Below are 14,047 nucleotides of genomic sequence, written 5' to 3' on the forward strand. Positions count from 1 at the left end.
TGACCGCAGTGCCCATGCGGCGCGCGGTGGTGCTCGTCATGTGCGGCAAGGCGGAGGTCGTGCACGGCGACCCGGGCGGCGTGGAACTGCACGCCGCGACGGTGTCGCTGCCCGTGCCCTCGGTGATCCGGCTCAGCACGTACGTGCGGGTGCCCTACCGGGCGCAGGTGCCGCTCACCCGGGCCGGGCTGATGCACCGGGACCGGCACCGCTGCGCCTACTGCGGCGGGCGCGCCGAGACGATCGACCACGTCGTCCCGCGCAGCAAGGGCGGTCCGCACAGCTGGACCAACTGCGTCGCCTGCTGTGCGAAGTGCAACCACCGCAAGGCCGACCGCCTCCTGTCGGAGATCGGCTGGCGGCTGCGCGTGGTGCCGCGCGCCCCGCACGGCCCGCACTGGCGGCTGCTGGCGCATTCCAAAGAGGCCGATCCGCTGTGGCGGCCGTATCTCGGGTCGGCGGCCTAGTTTCCCGGACACGCCGGCACCCCGGCTGCCGGTGCGGCGGCCGGGGCGAGCCGATGGATCGCGCTCGACGTCTCTGATCCGGTGCTGGGCGGAGCCTGGCAGTGCTTGCTTGTGCTGCCTGTGCTGCTCTGCGCTCAGGCGGCGAGGCTGTAGTCGGCCTGGCAGGCGACGCGCGTGCCCATCGTGACCCGGGTGCCCATCGTGACGCGCGTGCCGCAGGTGACGCGGGTTCCCGCCGTGACGCGAGTGCCCCTGGTGACGCGGGTTCCGCGCGTGACGCGGGTGCCCATCGTGACGCGGGTGCCCATCGTGACGCGGGTGCCCATCGTGACGCGAGTGCCCGCCGTGACGCGCGTGCCCATCGTGACCCGGGTCCCGCGGGTGACGCGGGTTCCCCTGGTGACTCGAGTTCCCATGGTGACCCGGGTACCCATTGTCACGCGAGTGCCCGCGGCGACCCGGGTTCCGCGGGCGGCCCGAGTGCTGCGCGTAACCCTGGTGCCGGACGTGACCCGCGTTCCGGGCACGAATTCGGTCTCGCTGGGTGACGAAATGGTCTCGGTGATCGCCTGAGCGGGGGTCTGGACGCTCTGCATGAGGTGTCCTCCTGGGACCGGTGCGTGACGGGCTGGGGCTGGGGAGGTGGGCGCAAGGCCCGTACAGGTGAAAAAGCTACGAGGATTTCAAGGTTCGGACAAGCCGGTATCGCCCGGTACGGCCGCCTGTACGGCGAGTTGCCATCTTTCGGCCCGCAGTCTTTCGCCCCAACGTTCCAGCGGCGGCGGGCCAAGCGGCGGACGGCGCCTCGGCGGCGACGAACGGTAGCGCCGGCTCGCGGTGTCGCGCGGTGGCTCCGGAAGGCATCCGATACGCTCACCGGCGTGAACGTTGTCGAGACGATCCTGGTCTACGCGGTCATCCCCGGGGCCATTTACTTCGTGGTCGGCGCCGCGACCTTGCGGAAGAAGTTCTCGGGGACGCCGCGGTACCGGCCGGGGCAGCCGTGGGAGTACCCCGCTATGTGGTGGACCGCCAACCCGGACGGCGTAGGAGCCGGCCACGGCCCGGCGGTTGACGTGAATGCGGCGCCCGCGGGCGCTTCGACGGCCGCAGGAGGCGCTCGTGGCAAGTGGTGAACTGACCCAGACCGCGGTCGCGGAGAAGGACCTGGCCTTCGGCGAGGTCATCACCAACAGCGGCCGCCTGTCCGCGGCGAAGATGTACGAGCCCGCGGCCCCGACGAGCCCGTTCACGGTGCAGCAGCTCGCGCGCCTGGACGAGGCCCTGACCTTCGCGACCCGCGAAACCGGCCTCGGCTTCAGCATCTACCTGGGCGACCTGGGCGAGGACACCCGCGCCGGCGCGGAAAAGCTGCACGCCTCCACCGACGACCCCTCGAACGCGGTCCTGCTGGGCGTTTCGCCCGCGCAGCGCGCGATCGAGATCGTCACCGGCGAGCGCGCCCACTCCCGCCTGCCCGACCGCGGCGCGAACCTGGCCGTGGCGAGCATGGTGGCCTCCTTCAAGGAAGGGGACCTGACCGGCGGCCTGGTCAACGCCCTGCGCATGCTGAGCGACCAGGCGGGCCCCGCCCCGAAGCACTAACCCCGAACACCCACAGAGCCGGTACGCCAAGGCGTACCGGCTCTTTTACGTCCCCGGGCCCGACACCGTGCGGCCACCCCGAGGAACTCTGATTCCCTCAGCCCCCCTCACGATCCGCGCAAGTCCGGGAGGGGCTCCTTCACGACACTCGCCCACGGCACCCCCGCCGGGATGCGCACCGGACACCACATTCGGTGCGTCAGATGCACCGAACGCCATCGCAGGCACCCAACGTCACCGTGGGGCGCTAGCCCCACCCCACCGCGAACCGCCGCCGAAATACCCAACCCGCCAGGCACCCACACCACCCCCGCACCCCGATGCGAAGCCAAAAACGCGGACGGCGGGTGCTTGTCAAGGCATCTTTCCCGCCTTGACAAGCACCCGCCGTCCGTAGTCACAATCAGCTTCGGGGTGCCCCCACGCAACCACTGACCACAAGCAAACCGCAGCCAATAGCCCCCGTCAAAACACCCCGAAACAATCAACCCTGGCTATCAAAATCCCGAGCAGCCAACGCCCGCACAATCCCCGCCCGCCCCTCGGAAACGAGCCGCCGCAACGCAGCAGGATGCTCCCCGGCAAGCCACTCGTCCGAAGCGTTCACCGTAGCCGCCTCAACCGCCCAAGACGGATACAGCCCGATCGCCGTAGGCTGTGCCCGCTCGCTGGACCGCCGAGCCCACACGTCATCGATGACCTCGAAGTACCGCTCGATGTACTCCCCGAGCAAATGCTTCTGCCCCGGGTGCGAGAACCCGGAAATCAACGCGTCGCTAACCGCGTTGGGAATCTCGTCGTCGTAAATAGCCCGCTGCCAAGTATCAGCCTTAGCCTCAGCCGTAGGCTGCAGCGCCCGGGACCGCTCAGCGTGCCGCCGCCCAGCAGCGGTGTCGTCCCGCTCCTGCTCGGCGTTGATCTCGTCCGCACCAGCCTTGCCATGCGCGACCAGCGCCTGCAGCAACCGCCACCGCAGATCCGTGTCCACAGTCAGCCCGGCCAACGGCGCGGACCCGTCGAGCCACCCGGCGATCTCAGCCAGGATGTCGTCGCTCAACACCCCGCCGGCCAGCGAGTTCACGAACGCCAGCTGATGATCCGACCCAGCCTCCGCGGTACGAGCCAGCTCCAGCAACCGTCCGCTCAACGCGGGCCAGCCCTCTGAAGCCGCCCACTTCTGGTCGGCGTAGGAGTTGAGCGCGGTCTGCGCCTGCAGCAGCAGCCGCTGCACCACGCCGACCTCGCTCTCGGCGTGGATCCCGCGCGCCACCAGGGTGACGAAGTCGCGGGCCTTCAGCTCGGCCTCGCGCGTCATCTCCCACGCGGCCGACCAGCACAGCGTGCGCGGCAGCGAGTCGGTGATGTCGCCGATCCGGTCGATCAGCGTGGTCAGCGACGTCGGGTCCAGCCGCATCCGGCAGTAGGTCAGGTCGTCGTCGTTGACCAGCACAAGTTTGCCCGCGGCCTGGCCGACCAGGTCCGGCACCTCGGTGCGCTCGCCGGTGACGTCCAGCTCGACGCGGCGGGTGCGGACGATCTTGCCGTCGCCGTCCTCGTCGTACACACCGACCGCGACGCGGTGCGTGCGCAGCTCGCCGGCGCCCGGCTTCGCGCCGGTCTGCACGACGGCGAACGACGCGAAAGTGCCGTCCGGAGCGATCTCGTAGCGCGGGCTGAGCGAGTTGAGGCCGGTGGTCTCCAGCCATTCCGCGCTCCACCACGACAGGTCGCGGCCGGACGCCTCCTCCAGCGCCGCCAGCAGGTCGGCGAGCGTGGCGTTGCCCCACGCGTGCTTGCCGAAGTACACCTTGAGGCCGTCGAGGAAGTGCTCGATGCCGACGTAGGACACCAGCTGCTTGAGGACGCTCGCGCCCTTGGCGTAGGTGATGCCGTCGAAGTTGACCTCGACCGCGTGCAGGTCGACGATGTCGGCCGCGATCGGGTGCGTCGAGGGCAGCTGGTCCTGGCGGTAGGCCCAGGACTTCTCGATGTTCGCGAAGCTGGTCCACGCGTTCTTGTACTCGGTCGCCTCGGCCTGGGCGAACACGCTCGCGAAGGTCGCGAACGACTCGTTCAGCCACAGGTCGTCCCACCAGCGCATGGTGACCAGGTCGCCGAACCACATGTGTGCCATCTCGTGCAGCAGCGTCTCGGCGCGCCGCTCGTAGGCGTAGCGGGTGACGCGGCTGCGGAAGACGTAGTCCTCGAGGAAGGTGACCGCGCCGGCGTTCTCCATCGCACCCGCGTTGAACTCCGGCACGAACAGCTGGTCGTACTTGGAGAACGGGTACGGGGTGCCGAATTTCTCGTGGTAGAAGGCGAAACCCTGCTTGGTCTCGACGAACAGCCGCTCGGCGTCCATGTGCTCGGCGAGCGACGCGCGGCAGTAGATGCCGAGCGGGATGGTGCGGTGCTCGTCGCGGAACTCGTCGGTCCATTCCGCGTACGGGCCGGCGACGAGCGCCACCAGATAGGTGGAAATCCGCTCGGAGGTGGCGAACTGGGTGCGGCGCGCGCCGTCCTCGGTGTCCTCGGCGCTTTCGGCCAGCGCGTTGGAAACGACCTTCCAGTCGCGCGGCGCGAGCACCGCGAGCCGGTAGACGGACTTGAGGTCCGGCTGGTCGAAGCAGGCGAACATGCGCTTCGCGTCGGCGGTCTCGAACTGGGTGTAGAGGTAGACGCCGTCGTCGACCGGGTCGACGAACCGGTGCAGGCCCTCGCCGGTGTTCATGTAGCGGCAGTCGGCGGTGACGACGAGTTCGTTCTCCGCGGCAAGGCCGGGCAGCGCGATGCCCTTTTCCTCGGCGTAGCCGCTGACGTCGAGCTCAGTGCCGTTCAGCACGGCGGAGCGGACGCCTTCGGCGACGAGGTCGATCCACGACGCTTCGCCGGGACGGCTGCTGGAGAACCGCACCGTGGTGGTGGAGCGGAAGGTCTTCTCCCCGGGACGGCCGTGGCCGTCGGTCAGGTCCAGCTCGATGTCGTAGGACGACACGTCCAGCAGGCCGGAGCGCTGCTTGGCTTCGTCACGCGTCAGGTTGGGGGCGGGCACGGGCACCTCTGGTCTTCGGTTCCGGTGGGCACGACGTTCAGCATCCAATCATGACGCGCCCGGAACCGGCGACCAGGGAACAATGCGGAGGTCTCCCCGCGTTGCCTCGCAGTGCGGGGGTTTGCCCCGTCCTCCGGCGAATGCCGGGGAGCAGCCTCGCCGAGGAGCCCGTGAAAATGACTGACTCGTCCCAGCCCACGAAGGTGGACTTCTTCTTCGACCCGATCTGCCCGTTCGCGTGGATCTCGTCGCGGTGGATCCTCGAGGTCGAAAAGCACCGTGCGCTGGAGCTGAACTTCCGGGTGATGAGCCTTTCGGTGCTGAACGAAGGCCGCGAAGACCTGCCCGAGCGGTACAAGGCGCTGCTGAGCGAGGGCTGGGCGCCGGTCCGCGTCGCCACCGCGCTGGCGCAGACCGCGGGCCAGGAAGCCGTGCGTGACTTCTACACCGAGTTCGGCACCCGCTACCACAACCAGCACAACGAGGACCGCAAACTCGTCATCAAGGAGGCGCTGGCCGCGATCGGGGCCCCGGCCGAACTCGCCGAAGCGGGCGAATCGACCGAGTACGACGAAGCGCTGCGCAAGAGCCACCACGAGGGCATGGACCCGGTCGGCATGGACGTCGGCACGCCGACCATCCACGTCAACGGGACCGCGTTCTTCGGTCCGGTGCTGTCGTCGATCCCTCGGGGCGAGGACGCGCTGAAGGTGTTCGACGGCGCGGTCGCGCTGGCGAGCTACCCGGACTTCTTCGAGCTGAAGCGCACCCGGACCGGCGACCTGAACTTCGACTGACGTCTTCTAGCGGGTGTTCGCCCCGGTTTCTCGCCGGTGCGAACACCCGCTAGAAGCCCAGCGCGGCCTTGGTGACGTCCTCCGGGTAGGGCGAGCTTTTCAGCGCTTCTTCAAGCGGCGTCTTGGCGGTTTTCAGCTCGTGCAGGCGCAGCAGCCCGTCGCGGTGCGTGCGCACGAACGCTTCGTCGACCGGGTCGCCGTGCCCGGGCACGACGATGCGCGGTTCGAGCGCGAGCACTGCGTCCATCGCGACCGCCCAGGCATCGAGCTGGTCGTCGGGGCCGAACGAGTACGCGGTGAAGCCGTGCGGACCGTGTTCCACGACGTCTCCGGCGAAGACGACGTCGGCGTCCGGCACGTGCACCATCAGGTCGTGGTCGGTGTGCGCGGGGCCGGGGTGCACGAGGGTCACGGTGCGGCCGCCGAGGTCGAGTTCAGCGCGGTCGGCCACCAGGCGGTCCGGCGGCATGAGCCCGGTGCGCTCGATGGCGTCGGCGATTTCCGGCTTGCCCTCTTCGCGGTAGTGAGCCGTCCAGGTTCGCTTGTCCGCTTCGCCGTTCTTCAGCATCGCCTGCAAGCAGCCGGGGTGGGCCCAGACGTCGCACGGCAGGAACGGCGTGGTGCCGAAGGCGTGGTCGAAGTGCGCGTGCGTGTAGACGACCGACCACGGCAGCTCGGTCAGTTCGCGCACCGCGGCGGCGAATTCGGCACCCTGGTCGACGTCGCCGCGGGTGTCGATCACCAGGCACTGCTCCTGGCCGAGCACCAAGCCGGTGGTGAGGTCCAGTTCGTCGTACCGGCGGGCGAAAACCCCGTCGGCCACCTCGGTCCAGCTCATCGCCCCTCCAAAATTCCGTGCGACAGAACCGCCACGCTATCGCTGACGTCGTGCGGCGCGGCGAGGATTACGTCGTTTCCGTGGCCGGTCGCGGCGAGTTCCCGGCCGGAGGTGCAGCTGCGCAGCGCGGCCGGCACGTCGGTGGCCGCGTAGGCAGCCGCCGCGATCGCGGCTTCGGCGGACCGCGAGCCGGTCAGCGCGTCGATGATCGCGCCCGCGCCCAGCTGGTCTTCGACGCACGGCCGCAGCGGGCCGAACTCGCTGCCTTCCCCGAACATGTCGACGCCCCAGCGCTCGCCCGCGGGAATGACGCCGATCGGTCGTCCCTCGGCGATTTCCTCGGCTTTCGCCGCGGTCGCCGACGCATTCCGCAGGCAACCGGCTAATACGTGCGCACCGGTTTTCGCCGCGGCCGCACAGAGCGTCGCGCCGTTGGGGGAGGGGAGGGCGAGCAGCGTGCCGGAGGGGATCTCCGTCACAGAGGACGGCCGGAGCGTCCATTCCTTTTCGCCCGCGACCACCGCCCCGGCCCCGCGCGCCTCGGCGATCCCGCGTTCGTCCCGCCACCGCACCGGCAGCACCCGGCCGCCCCGGCTGACGACGAGATCCGTTGTGGTGCTGAAGGAAAGCACGTCCACGACGATCAGCACGGCGCACTCCCGGCCGAGGATTCCGACGCCTTCGCCGCCCCATTCGAGCCGGACGTCCGCGCCGTGCTGCGCTGCGATGTCCACCCCCGGAGCATGCCGGGTCCGCGGCGAGATGGCACACTCCCGCTGTGCGTGTCTACTTGGGATCCGACCATGCCGGTTTCGAGCTGAAGAACCACCTTGTCCGCCACCTCGGCGAACAGGGGCACGAGGTGACCGACATCGGTCCGTTCGTCTACGACGCGGCCGACGACTACCCGGCGTTCTGCGTCGAAACCGCGCGCCGCGTGGCCGCCGACGAGGGCAGCCTCGGAATCGTCATCGGCGGGTCCGGCAACGGCGAGCAGATCGCCGCGAACAAGGTGCCCGGCATCCGCGCCGGGCTCGGCTGGAGCGTCGAAACCGCGCAGCTGACCCGGGAGCACAACCACGCCCAGGTGCTGGGCGTCGGCGCGCGGATGCACACCGAGGAGCAGGCGACCGAGATCGTCGACGCGTTCCTGGCCACGCCGGTGGACCCGGCCGAGCGCCACGCGCGGCGCGTGCAGCAGCTGCTCGACTACGAGCGCACCGGCACCCCGCCCGCCTTGCCGGAGGCCTGATGCCCGAGGGGCACACGCTCCATCGGCTGGCCCGTCTCCACAAACGCCGGTACGCCGGCGGACCGGTCGGCCTCAGCAGCCCGCAGGGCCGGTTCGCCGCGGAGGCGGAGAAACTCGACGGGCAGGTGCTCGTTTCCGCTGAGGCGTACGGGAAACACCTGTTCCACCACTACGGTCCTTTGGGGACAGTCCATGTCCACTTAGGTCTGTACGGCACGTTCGGCGAAGCGCCGCTGCCCGCTCCCGCGCCGGTCGGCCAGGTACGGATGCGGCTGGTCGGCCAGACCCACTGGACCGACCTGCGCGGCCCGACCCGGTGCGAACTGCTGGACCCGGCGCGGGTCGACGCGATCAAGGCCCGGCTGGGCCCGGATCCGCTGCGCCGCGACGCGAAGCCGGATCGTGCGTGGGACCGGATCTCGCGGTCCCGAACGACGATCGCGGCGTTGCTGATGGACCAGGCTGTGCTGGCCGGCGTCGGGAATGTCTATCGCGCGGAAGTGCTGTTCCGGCACGGGGTTTCGCCGATGGTTCCCGGGCGGGCGCTGGACCGCGCACTGTGGGACGACATGTGGGCGGACCTGGTGACGCTGATGCGCGCCGGGGTGCGGGTCGGGCGGATCGACACTGTCGCGCCGGAGCATCTGCCCGCGGCGATGGGGCGGGCGCCGCGGGAGGACCGGCACGGGGGCGAGGTTTACGTCTACCGGCGGGCCGGGATGCCGTGTTTGGTTTGCGGGACGCCGGTGGCGCAGAAGGAATTGGCTGCGCGGAATCTTTATTGGTGCCCTACCTGCCAGCCTGCTTGAGCTAGGTTCGGCAGAAGTCCGGGAGGGCCACCTTGAGGGAATCAGATTCCCTCAAGGTGGCCCTCACGGATCTCTGCCTCGCGTACCAGGCCCACTGGCGGGGTGGGCGAAAACGGTTGCGGAGACGACGAGGGCCCCGCAGCAACCGCCGCGGGGCCCTCGCTGGCTAGAGGTCAGAAGTCGAAGCCTCCGCCGCCGTCAAATCCGCCGCCGTCGAAGCCGCCTCCGTCAAAACCTCCGCCGAAGTCCTGGCTTCCGTCGAACCCGCCGCCGTCAAAGCCTCCGCCGTCGAACCCTCCGTCCATGCCGCCCGCGTCCAGGGCGTCCGCCTGGCCCGCGTCGTAGCCGGATTCCCAGGCCGAGGCGCTGGCGATGCCGCCCATGCCGGAGAACATGGCGCTGAACAGGAACATCGAGCCGAGACCCCACGCGCCGGCGACGAGCGCGGGCTTCCACCACGGTTCGCTGTACCAGCCCTGCGGCACCGGGCGTCCCGCGACGCGGCCGCCGGGGTAGTAGTACGGCGTGTCCTGGCCGGGGTCGGGCGAGGCCGCGTAGTGCTGGCCTTCGACGTCCACCTCGCGGTGTTCGGTGACCTTGCCCGCCCGTTCGCGTTCGGCCTCGTCCGGCAGCGCCGGGCCGGGGTCCATGCCCATCGCCACGCGCGCGGCGCGCACGTAGTACAGGCCTTCGACGGCGGTTTCCTTCACCAGCCGGGCCTGTTCGACCGTCTTGGCCTGCTCCAGCTGCGAACCGGCGGCGTTGTAGCGCTCGCTCGCGTCGGCCATCGCCTGCTGGGAGGCGGTGTCGGTGCCGGTGATGTTGAGGACCTGGCCGCCGAGGCGCTCGACGAGGCGGCGCGCGTCGGCCTTCGCGTCGTCGAGCTGGCTCTGTCTGGTCGCGGCTTGCTTCCGGAACAGGTACAACCCGCCTCCGACGATGACGACGACCAGCACGATCAAGAGGATCGCGGTGCCCATGGGTCACTCCGTGTCTCGATCTGACGCGACGGCCGGGCAGCCGTCCCTGAAACGGACAACGCGGACCGTGCGCGGAGAGTTCCCGGCGGCGCCTCCGATCGGGCGGTGGCCGACAAAATTAGAACACGTTATAGTCCGCGGCATGAGGTTCTCCCTGTCGATCGCGATGAGCCCGCTCGACCAGCTGGGCGGGCTGGCCCGCGCCGCCGAGGAGGCCGGGTTCTCCTCGATCGTGCTGCCCGATTCGCTCTTCTACTCCGAGAAAGTGTCCGCCGACTATCCCTACACCCCCGACGGCAGCCGGTTCTGGGACGAGAACACGCCCTGGGCCGACCCGCTGGTCGCGACCGCCTCGATGGGCGCGGTGACCGAGCGGATCCGGTTCTACACCTCGGTGCTGAAACTCGGCTCGCGCAATCCGGTGCTGCTCGCCCGCCAGGTCAACTCGGTCGCCGCGCTGACCGGCGGACGGTTCGGCCTCGGGCTGGGGATCGGCTGGTCGCCGGAGGAATTCGAATGGTGCGGCGCGCCGTACGCGCGGCGCGGCAAACGGTTCGACGAGGCGATCGACGTGCTGCGGCTGATCCTCAGCGGCGACATGGTCGAGTTCCACGGCGAGTTCTTCGACTTCGACAAGCTCAAGATGAGCCCGGCGCCGCCGTCGCGCGTGCCGTTCTACATCGGCGGGCACACCGACGTCGCGCTGCGCCGGGCCGCGCGCGTCGCGGACGGCTGGTCGTCCGCGATGATGACGCTCGACCAGCTGCGCGAAACCATCGGCAAGCTGAAGGGCCTGCTCGCCGAGCGCGGGCGCGCCGACGACCCGTTCGAGTTCCAGGCGGTGTGCGTCGACCGGTTCGGGCTCGACGGATTCCGCGAGCAGGCCGAGGCGGGCGTCACCGACGCGATCACCATGCCGTGGGTGTTCGAGGGGCACGGATTCGACGCGGAGCTGGGCCCGAAGGTCGACGCGATCCGCAAGTTCGGCGACGAGATCATCGCGAAAATCGAGGAGTGACATGGGAGTCGAGGTCTGCTGGGACCCCGCGGCCGAGCAGCCGCCCGCGCGGGAAGCGGCGTTCAAGTCGATGACGGCCGCGACCGCCGGGGACAAGGACGGCTGGCTCGCGCTGTTCGCCCCGGACGCGGTCGTCGAGGACCCGGTCGGCCCGTCGATGTTCGACGAGGAGGGCAAGGGCCACCACGGGCGCGAGGGCCTTTCCGCCTTCTGGGACAAGACGATCGGGAACGTCGAGAGGTTCGAGTTCGTGATCCGCGATTCGCACGCGGCGGGTTCGGAGGTCGCGAACGTCGGCACGATCACGACGTACCTGCCCGGCGGCTACCGGGTCGACACCGACGGGGTGTTCGTGTACCGGGTCGACGAGGACGGTTTGGTCGTCTCGATGCGCGCGTTCTGGGAGACCGAGCGCGCGATGGCTACCGCGCGACAGGTCTGACAGGTCTGATGTCAGCCCGGATCCGCTTCTACGAAGTCGAGCACGCGCGCGGTGACGAGATCGGGTTGCTGCAACGTCAGCGCGTGCGTGGTTCCCGGCACGATTTCCGTGCGGATGCGGGGATTCAGGGTCGCGACGCGCGCGGCGACCTCTCGTGCGCGGTGGATATGGCTGCGTTCGCCGAGAACAAGCTGGCCGGGGACTTCGATCGCGCGGAGTTCGTCGTCGGTGAAGACGTGCTGCGGCGGTAGTTGCGGCTGGTATTTGAAGCCGGCGAACAGCAAGGGCCGCAACGTCTGCCGCACGGCCGGATCACCGGCGACGATCCGGCGCTGGATCGCGGCGGGCAGCAGCCACGGGAAGATCTCCTCGAAACTCCAAAGGATGAATTTCGGGACGCTGATCGCCGCGAATCCGGCCGGTTCCAGGCCGATGACGCCCGCGATCTGGCCGGAGGAACGGGTCGCGAGGTTCAGTGCCAGGAATCCGCCGCGCGACACGCCCGCGAGGTAGACCCTATCCTGGCTGAGGCCGGCGAGGACTTCGGAGAGCCATTCGGCGAGGTCGTCGTCGGTGCGTGCGGAGGTGGTCTCGACCGAGTGGCCTGGTTCGCCGATCGAATCGATGGCGTAGACCGGGTGGCGGGCGGCCAGTTCGGCGAGGTGCGGGTACCACGACAACGACGAGCCCATGATGCCGTGCAGCAGGACGAGCGGCGTGCCGTGCCTGGGGCCGCTGCGCCGGACGCGCGTGGGGCCGAACTTTGTCGCGATGTCCAGTTCCTCGGCGGGAACCGGCCATTTCCGCAGGACCTTCGCGTAGGCGGCGAAGTAGCGTTCTTGCGCCTTTGGGTCGGTGAAAGTTCCCGGCATCGTCCCTCCCCGAGACGCCACTGCGGTCAGGAATTGTCCAGGCGCAGCAAGGTGTTCAGCAGATTTCCGCCGGGCAGTCCCTCGTCGCCGAAGATCCGGTGCTGCACCTCGATCACGAGCGGCAGCGCGGCGCGCAGGGCGGCTCCTCCGGGGTCGGTCACCTCGACGCGTTTGGCGCGGATGTCCTCGGCACTGCGCGCGCGGGCGACGAATCCCTTGCGTTCCAGCGTTTTCAGGATCTGCGACACCTGCATGGGATGGATGTCGCCGGAGGCCGCCAGCCCGGATTGGGTGACCGGGCCGCCGGTGCGGTTCAGCCAGGCGGCGAGCGCGAGCGTCTGGAACTGCAGGTGCGTCAGGTCGAGCGGGGCGAGTGCCTGGTCGACCTCGCGGACGTAGCGGTGCACGACGCGCCACATGACGAAGCCCACCGCGTTCTCGGGGGCGCCGAGCGAGGCGGTGGCGAAGAGTTCGGCGAGCGCGTCCTTGTCCATCGGGAGGCATCGTAGCGGTTGCCCGCAGATAGTAAACGCGTTTAGTATTGGCCGGGACAGAGAGGAATGAGTGATGACTGACCTGCGGCTGGACCTCGGCCTGTACCGCTACGACAACACCCGGCCGCTGTTCGACGGCCGGGTCCGCTTCGACGGCGTCGACGCGACCCTGCACACCGCCGACGTCGTCTCGGACCTGTTCGAACGGATGGTGCGGGGGCGCGAGTTCGCCGTCGCCGAACTGGGCCTCACCTTCTACCTGCGCACCTTGGACCTGCCGGATCCGCCGTTCGTCGCGCTGCCGGTGTTCCCCAACCGGCAGTTCCGGCACTCGGCGATCTACGTCAATGCTCGCAGCGGCATCCGGTCGCCGCGGGACTTGATCGGCAAGACGATCGGCGAGTTCGCGACGTACGGGCACGACGCGGGGGTGGTGGCGAAAGGCATTCTGTCCGACGAATACGGCGTGCTTCCGGAACAAAGCCGGTGGGTGATCGGCGGGTTCGACTGGCCGATGGAATGGTTCGACTTCGTTCCGCGGCTGCATCCCGAGGAGGTCGAGGTGCGGCAGGCCCCGGCGGGGAAAGCGCTCGGGCCGATGCTGGAGAGCGGGGAGATCGACGCGTTTATCTCAGCGGATCCGCCGCGGGGGATTCGGGAGGATTCGCCGGAGGTAGCGCAGTTGTTTCCGGATTACGTGAGCGTGGAGCGGGAGTATTACCGGCGTACCGGAATTCGGCCGATCATGCACACGGTGGTCGTGCGGCGGGATCTGCTGGCGGAACAGCCGGGGTTGGCGGAGCGACTGTATCGGGGGTTTGTCGACGCGACGGAGGTCGCGATGGCGGATTACCGGCGCGGGCGGATCTTCAATCATATGGGGGAGGCGGGGATGGTGCCGTGGTTCAGTGCGTTGTATGACGAGAATCGCCGGTTGTTCGGGGAGGAGTGGTGGCCGTGCGGGATTGAGAAGAACCGGCGGTCGGTGGAGGCGTTCTTGCGGTGGCACTTCGAGCAGGGGTTGTCTCAGCGGTTGATGACGGTTGAGGAGATTTTTGTGCCGGAATTGCTCGGTAGTTAGCCGTCCAGCGGGCTGGTCGGTTCATTATGCTGGGTGCATGACCGCGGGGGACGAGTGGTTCGAATACGACGGGGGTCTCGGCGAGGCTGAACGTCGCTTCTCTTGACCTGGCCGATCCGGACGCGCGGCTTGTCATGCTGACCGTCGGGGTGCACCTGGGCGGCCGGACTCTGCGCGGCGACGAGTCGCACAACCAGTTGTTCACGTTGCCGGACGAGCCGACCAGCCTCGCGTTCACCGCGACCGGCGGCCCGGACGAACTGGCCGCCTGGCCAGCTTGACCGGCTGGCCGCCACCGGTCATCTCGAGAGCGGCGGCTGGGTCGACGCCAAGGGGCTCG

At 69.2% G+C, this 14,047-nt stretch carries 18 protein-coding genes; 11 read left to right on the forward strand and 7 right to left on the reverse strand.

Features of this window, described 5'->3' with window-relative positions; translation table 11 throughout:
- Positions 1-14: 14 nt before the first annotated feature.
- Entirely contained in the window at positions 15-467 is a 453-nt protein-coding gene (locus ACZ7SW_RS28715; protein WP_050788293.1) for an HNH endonuclease, read from the forward strand.
- A 134-nt stretch (positions 468-601) separates the two neighbouring features.
- Here ACZ7SW_RS28715 and ACZ7SW_RS28720 read toward each other — a convergent pair whose 3' ends face one another.
- Positions 602-883 (reverse strand): hypothetical protein, encoded by a 282-nt coding sequence (locus ACZ7SW_RS28720; protein ID WP_470233475.1) that lies wholly within the window; start codon positions 881-883, stop codon positions 602-604.
- A gap of 28 nt (positions 884-911) precedes the next feature.
- Between ACZ7SW_RS28720 and ACZ7SW_RS28725 the strand changes: the two genes are divergently transcribed.
- From ACZ7SW_RS28725 to ACZ7SW_RS28735, 3 genes are all read left to right on the forward strand, one after another.
- Complete coding sequence (locus tag ACZ7SW_RS28725) at positions 912-1,040, forward strand: hypothetical protein (protein ID WP_470233476.1); 129 nt, start codon at positions 912-914, stop codon at positions 1,038-1,040.
- Positions 1,041-1,348: 308 nt separating this feature from the next.
- Positions 1,349-1,603: an aa3-type cytochrome oxidase subunit CtaJ gene (gene ctaJ, locus ACZ7SW_RS28730; protein WP_037814055.1), complete on the forward strand. Its 255-nt coding sequence runs from the start codon at positions 1,349-1,351 to the stop codon at positions 1,601-1,603.
- A complete protein-coding gene (locus ACZ7SW_RS28735) occupies positions 1,590-2,072 on the forward strand; it encodes a DUF5130 family protein (protein ID WP_470233477.1) in 483 nt (160 codons plus the stop codon). The genes ctaJ and ACZ7SW_RS28735 overlap by 14 nt, the downstream gene beginning before the upstream one ends.
- A gap of 484 nt (positions 2,073-2,556) precedes the next feature.
- Here ACZ7SW_RS28735 and pepN read toward each other — a convergent pair whose 3' ends face one another.
- On the reverse strand, positions 2,557-5,124 hold the full coding sequence (gene pepN, locus ACZ7SW_RS28740) for an aminopeptidase N (RefSeq protein ID WP_470233478.1): 2,568 nt from the start codon (positions 5,122-5,124) through the stop codon (positions 2,557-2,559).
- A 176-nt stretch (positions 5,125-5,300) separates the two neighbouring features.
- Between pepN and ACZ7SW_RS28745 the strand changes: the two genes are divergently transcribed.
- Positions 5,301-5,921 (forward strand): mycothiol-dependent nitroreductase Rv2466c family protein, encoded by a 621-nt coding sequence (locus ACZ7SW_RS28745; RefSeq protein ID WP_470233479.1) that lies wholly within the window; start codon positions 5,301-5,303, stop codon positions 5,919-5,921.
- Positions 5,922-5,970: 49 nt separating this feature from the next.
- On the opposite strand, the gene ACZ7SW_RS28750 is transcribed toward ACZ7SW_RS28745, so the two are convergent.
- Together ACZ7SW_RS28750 and ACZ7SW_RS28755 are read right to left on the reverse strand one after the other, a co-directional pair.
- Positions 5,971-6,759, reverse strand: a complete 789-nt coding sequence (locus ACZ7SW_RS28750; protein ID WP_470233480.1) for an MBL fold metallo-hydrolase — start codon at positions 6,757-6,759, stop codon at positions 5,971-5,973.
- Positions 6,756-7,493, reverse strand: coding sequence for a 2-phosphosulfolactate phosphatase (locus ACZ7SW_RS28755; RefSeq protein WP_470233481.1), 738 nt, complete (start codon positions 7,491-7,493; stop codon positions 6,756-6,758). The genes ACZ7SW_RS28750 and ACZ7SW_RS28755 overlap by 4 nt, the downstream gene beginning before the upstream one ends.
- Positions 7,494-7,537: 44 nt before the next feature.
- On the opposite strand from ACZ7SW_RS28755, the gene ACZ7SW_RS28760 reads away from it, so the two are divergent.
- Positions 7,538-8,011, forward strand: a complete 474-nt coding sequence (locus tag ACZ7SW_RS28760; RefSeq protein WP_470233482.1) for a ribose-5-phosphate isomerase — start codon at positions 7,538-7,540, stop codon at positions 8,009-8,011.
- On the forward strand, positions 8,011-8,820 hold the full coding sequence (locus ACZ7SW_RS28765) for an Fpg/Nei family DNA glycosylase (protein WP_470233483.1): 810 nt from the start codon (positions 8,011-8,013) through the stop codon (positions 8,818-8,820). The genes ACZ7SW_RS28760 and ACZ7SW_RS28765 overlap by 1 nt, the downstream gene beginning before the upstream one ends.
- Before the next feature lie 173 nt (positions 8,821-8,993).
- Here the strand turns inward: ACZ7SW_RS28765 and ACZ7SW_RS28770 are convergent, their stop codons facing one another.
- Complete coding sequence (locus ACZ7SW_RS28770) at positions 8,994-9,800, reverse strand: hypothetical protein (RefSeq protein WP_470233484.1); 807 nt, start codon at positions 9,798-9,800, stop codon at positions 8,994-8,996.
- Between the two features lie 142 nt (positions 9,801-9,942).
- Between ACZ7SW_RS28770 and ACZ7SW_RS28775 the strand changes: the two genes are divergently transcribed.
- Positions 9,943-10,818 carry a TIGR03619 family F420-dependent LLM class oxidoreductase gene (locus tag ACZ7SW_RS28775; protein WP_470233485.1) on the forward strand — a complete coding sequence of 292 codons (876 nt, stop codon included), beginning with the start codon at positions 9,943-9,945 and terminating at the stop codon, positions 10,816-10,818.
- A gap of 1 nt (position 10,819) precedes the next feature.
- Positions 10,820-11,260 carry a nuclear transport factor 2 family protein gene (locus tag ACZ7SW_RS28780; protein ID WP_470233486.1) on the forward strand — a complete coding sequence of 147 codons (441 nt, stop codon included), beginning with the start codon at positions 10,820-10,822 and terminating at the stop codon, positions 11,258-11,260.
- Positions 11,261-11,271: 11 nt separating this feature from the next.
- On the opposite strand, the gene ACZ7SW_RS28785 is transcribed toward ACZ7SW_RS28780, so the two are convergent.
- Complete coding sequence (locus ACZ7SW_RS28785; protein WP_470233487.1) at positions 11,272-12,132, reverse strand: alpha/beta fold hydrolase; 861 nt, start codon at positions 12,130-12,132, stop codon at positions 11,272-11,274.
- Between the two features lie 26 nt (positions 12,133-12,158).
- The gene (locus ACZ7SW_RS28790) at positions 12,159-12,626 is read right to left on the reverse strand and encodes a MarR family winged helix-turn-helix transcriptional regulator (RefSeq protein WP_470233488.1); all 468 of its coding nucleotides are present in this window, start codon (positions 12,624-12,626) and stop codon (positions 12,159-12,161) included.
- A gap of 73 nt (positions 12,627-12,699) precedes the next feature.
- On the opposite strand from ACZ7SW_RS28790, the gene ACZ7SW_RS28795 reads away from it, so the two are divergent.
- Together ACZ7SW_RS28795 and ACZ7SW_RS28800 are read left to right on the forward strand one after the other, a co-directional pair.
- A complete protein-coding gene (locus tag ACZ7SW_RS28795; protein ID WP_470233489.1) occupies positions 12,700-13,707 on the forward strand; it encodes a substrate-binding domain-containing protein in 1,008 nt (335 codons plus the stop codon).
- Between the two features lie 134 nt (positions 13,708-13,841).
- Positions 13,842-13,988: a hypothetical protein gene (locus ACZ7SW_RS28800; RefSeq protein ID WP_470233490.1), complete on the forward strand. Its 147-nt coding sequence runs from the start codon at positions 13,842-13,844 to the stop codon at positions 13,986-13,988.
- Positions 13,989-14,047: the final 59 nt, after the last annotated feature.

Source organism: Amycolatopsis sp. NPDC114484, from assembly GCF_055633755.1.

What these genes read in the sequence shown, in the direction of transcription:
- ACZ7SW_RS28715 (WP_050788293.1), top strand. Translation starts at nt 15, where the DNA reads ATGCGGCGCGCGGTGGTGCTCGTCATGTGCGGCAAGGCGGAGGTCGTG.
- ACZ7SW_RS28720 (WP_470233475.1), bottom strand. Translation starts at nt 883, where the DNA reads ATGGGAACTCGAGTCACCAGGGGAACCCGCGTCACCCGCGGGACCCGG.
- ACZ7SW_RS28745 (WP_470233479.1), top strand. Translation starts at nt 5,301, where the DNA reads ATGACTGACTCGTCCCAGCCCACGAAGGTGGACTTCTTCTTCGACCCG.
- ACZ7SW_RS28750 (WP_470233480.1), bottom strand. Translation starts at nt 6,759, where the DNA reads ATGAGCTGGACCGAGGTGGCCGACGGGGTTTTCGCCCGCCGGTACGAC.
- ACZ7SW_RS28765 (WP_470233483.1), top strand. Translation starts at nt 8,011, where the DNA reads ATGCCCGAGGGGCACACGCTCCATCGGCTGGCCCGTCTCCACAAACGC.
- ACZ7SW_RS28770 (WP_470233484.1), bottom strand. Translation starts at nt 9,800, where the DNA reads ATGGGCACCGCGATCCTCTTGATCGTGCTGGTCGTCGTCATCGTCGGA.
- ACZ7SW_RS28775 (WP_470233485.1), top strand. Translation starts at nt 9,943, where the DNA reads ATGAGGTTCTCCCTGTCGATCGCGATGAGCCCGCTCGACCAGCTGGGC.
- ACZ7SW_RS28780 (WP_470233486.1), top strand. Translation starts at nt 10,820, where the DNA reads ATGGGAGTCGAGGTCTGCTGGGACCCCGCGGCCGAGCAGCCGCCCGCG.
- ACZ7SW_RS28785 (WP_470233487.1), bottom strand. Translation starts at nt 12,132, where the DNA reads ATGCCGGGAACTTTCACCGACCCAAAGGCGCAAGAACGCTACTTCGCC.
- ACZ7SW_RS28790 (WP_470233488.1), bottom strand. Translation starts at nt 12,626, where the DNA reads ATGGACAAGGACGCGCTCGCCGAACTCTTCGCCACCGCCTCGCTCGGC.
- ACZ7SW_RS28795 (WP_470233489.1), top strand. Translation starts at nt 12,700, where the DNA reads ATGACTGACCTGCGGCTGGACCTCGGCCTGTACCGCTACGACAACACC.
- ACZ7SW_RS28800 (WP_470233490.1), top strand. Translation starts at nt 13,842, where the DNA reads ATGCTGACCGTCGGGGTGCACCTGGGCGGCCGGACTCTGCGCGGCGAC.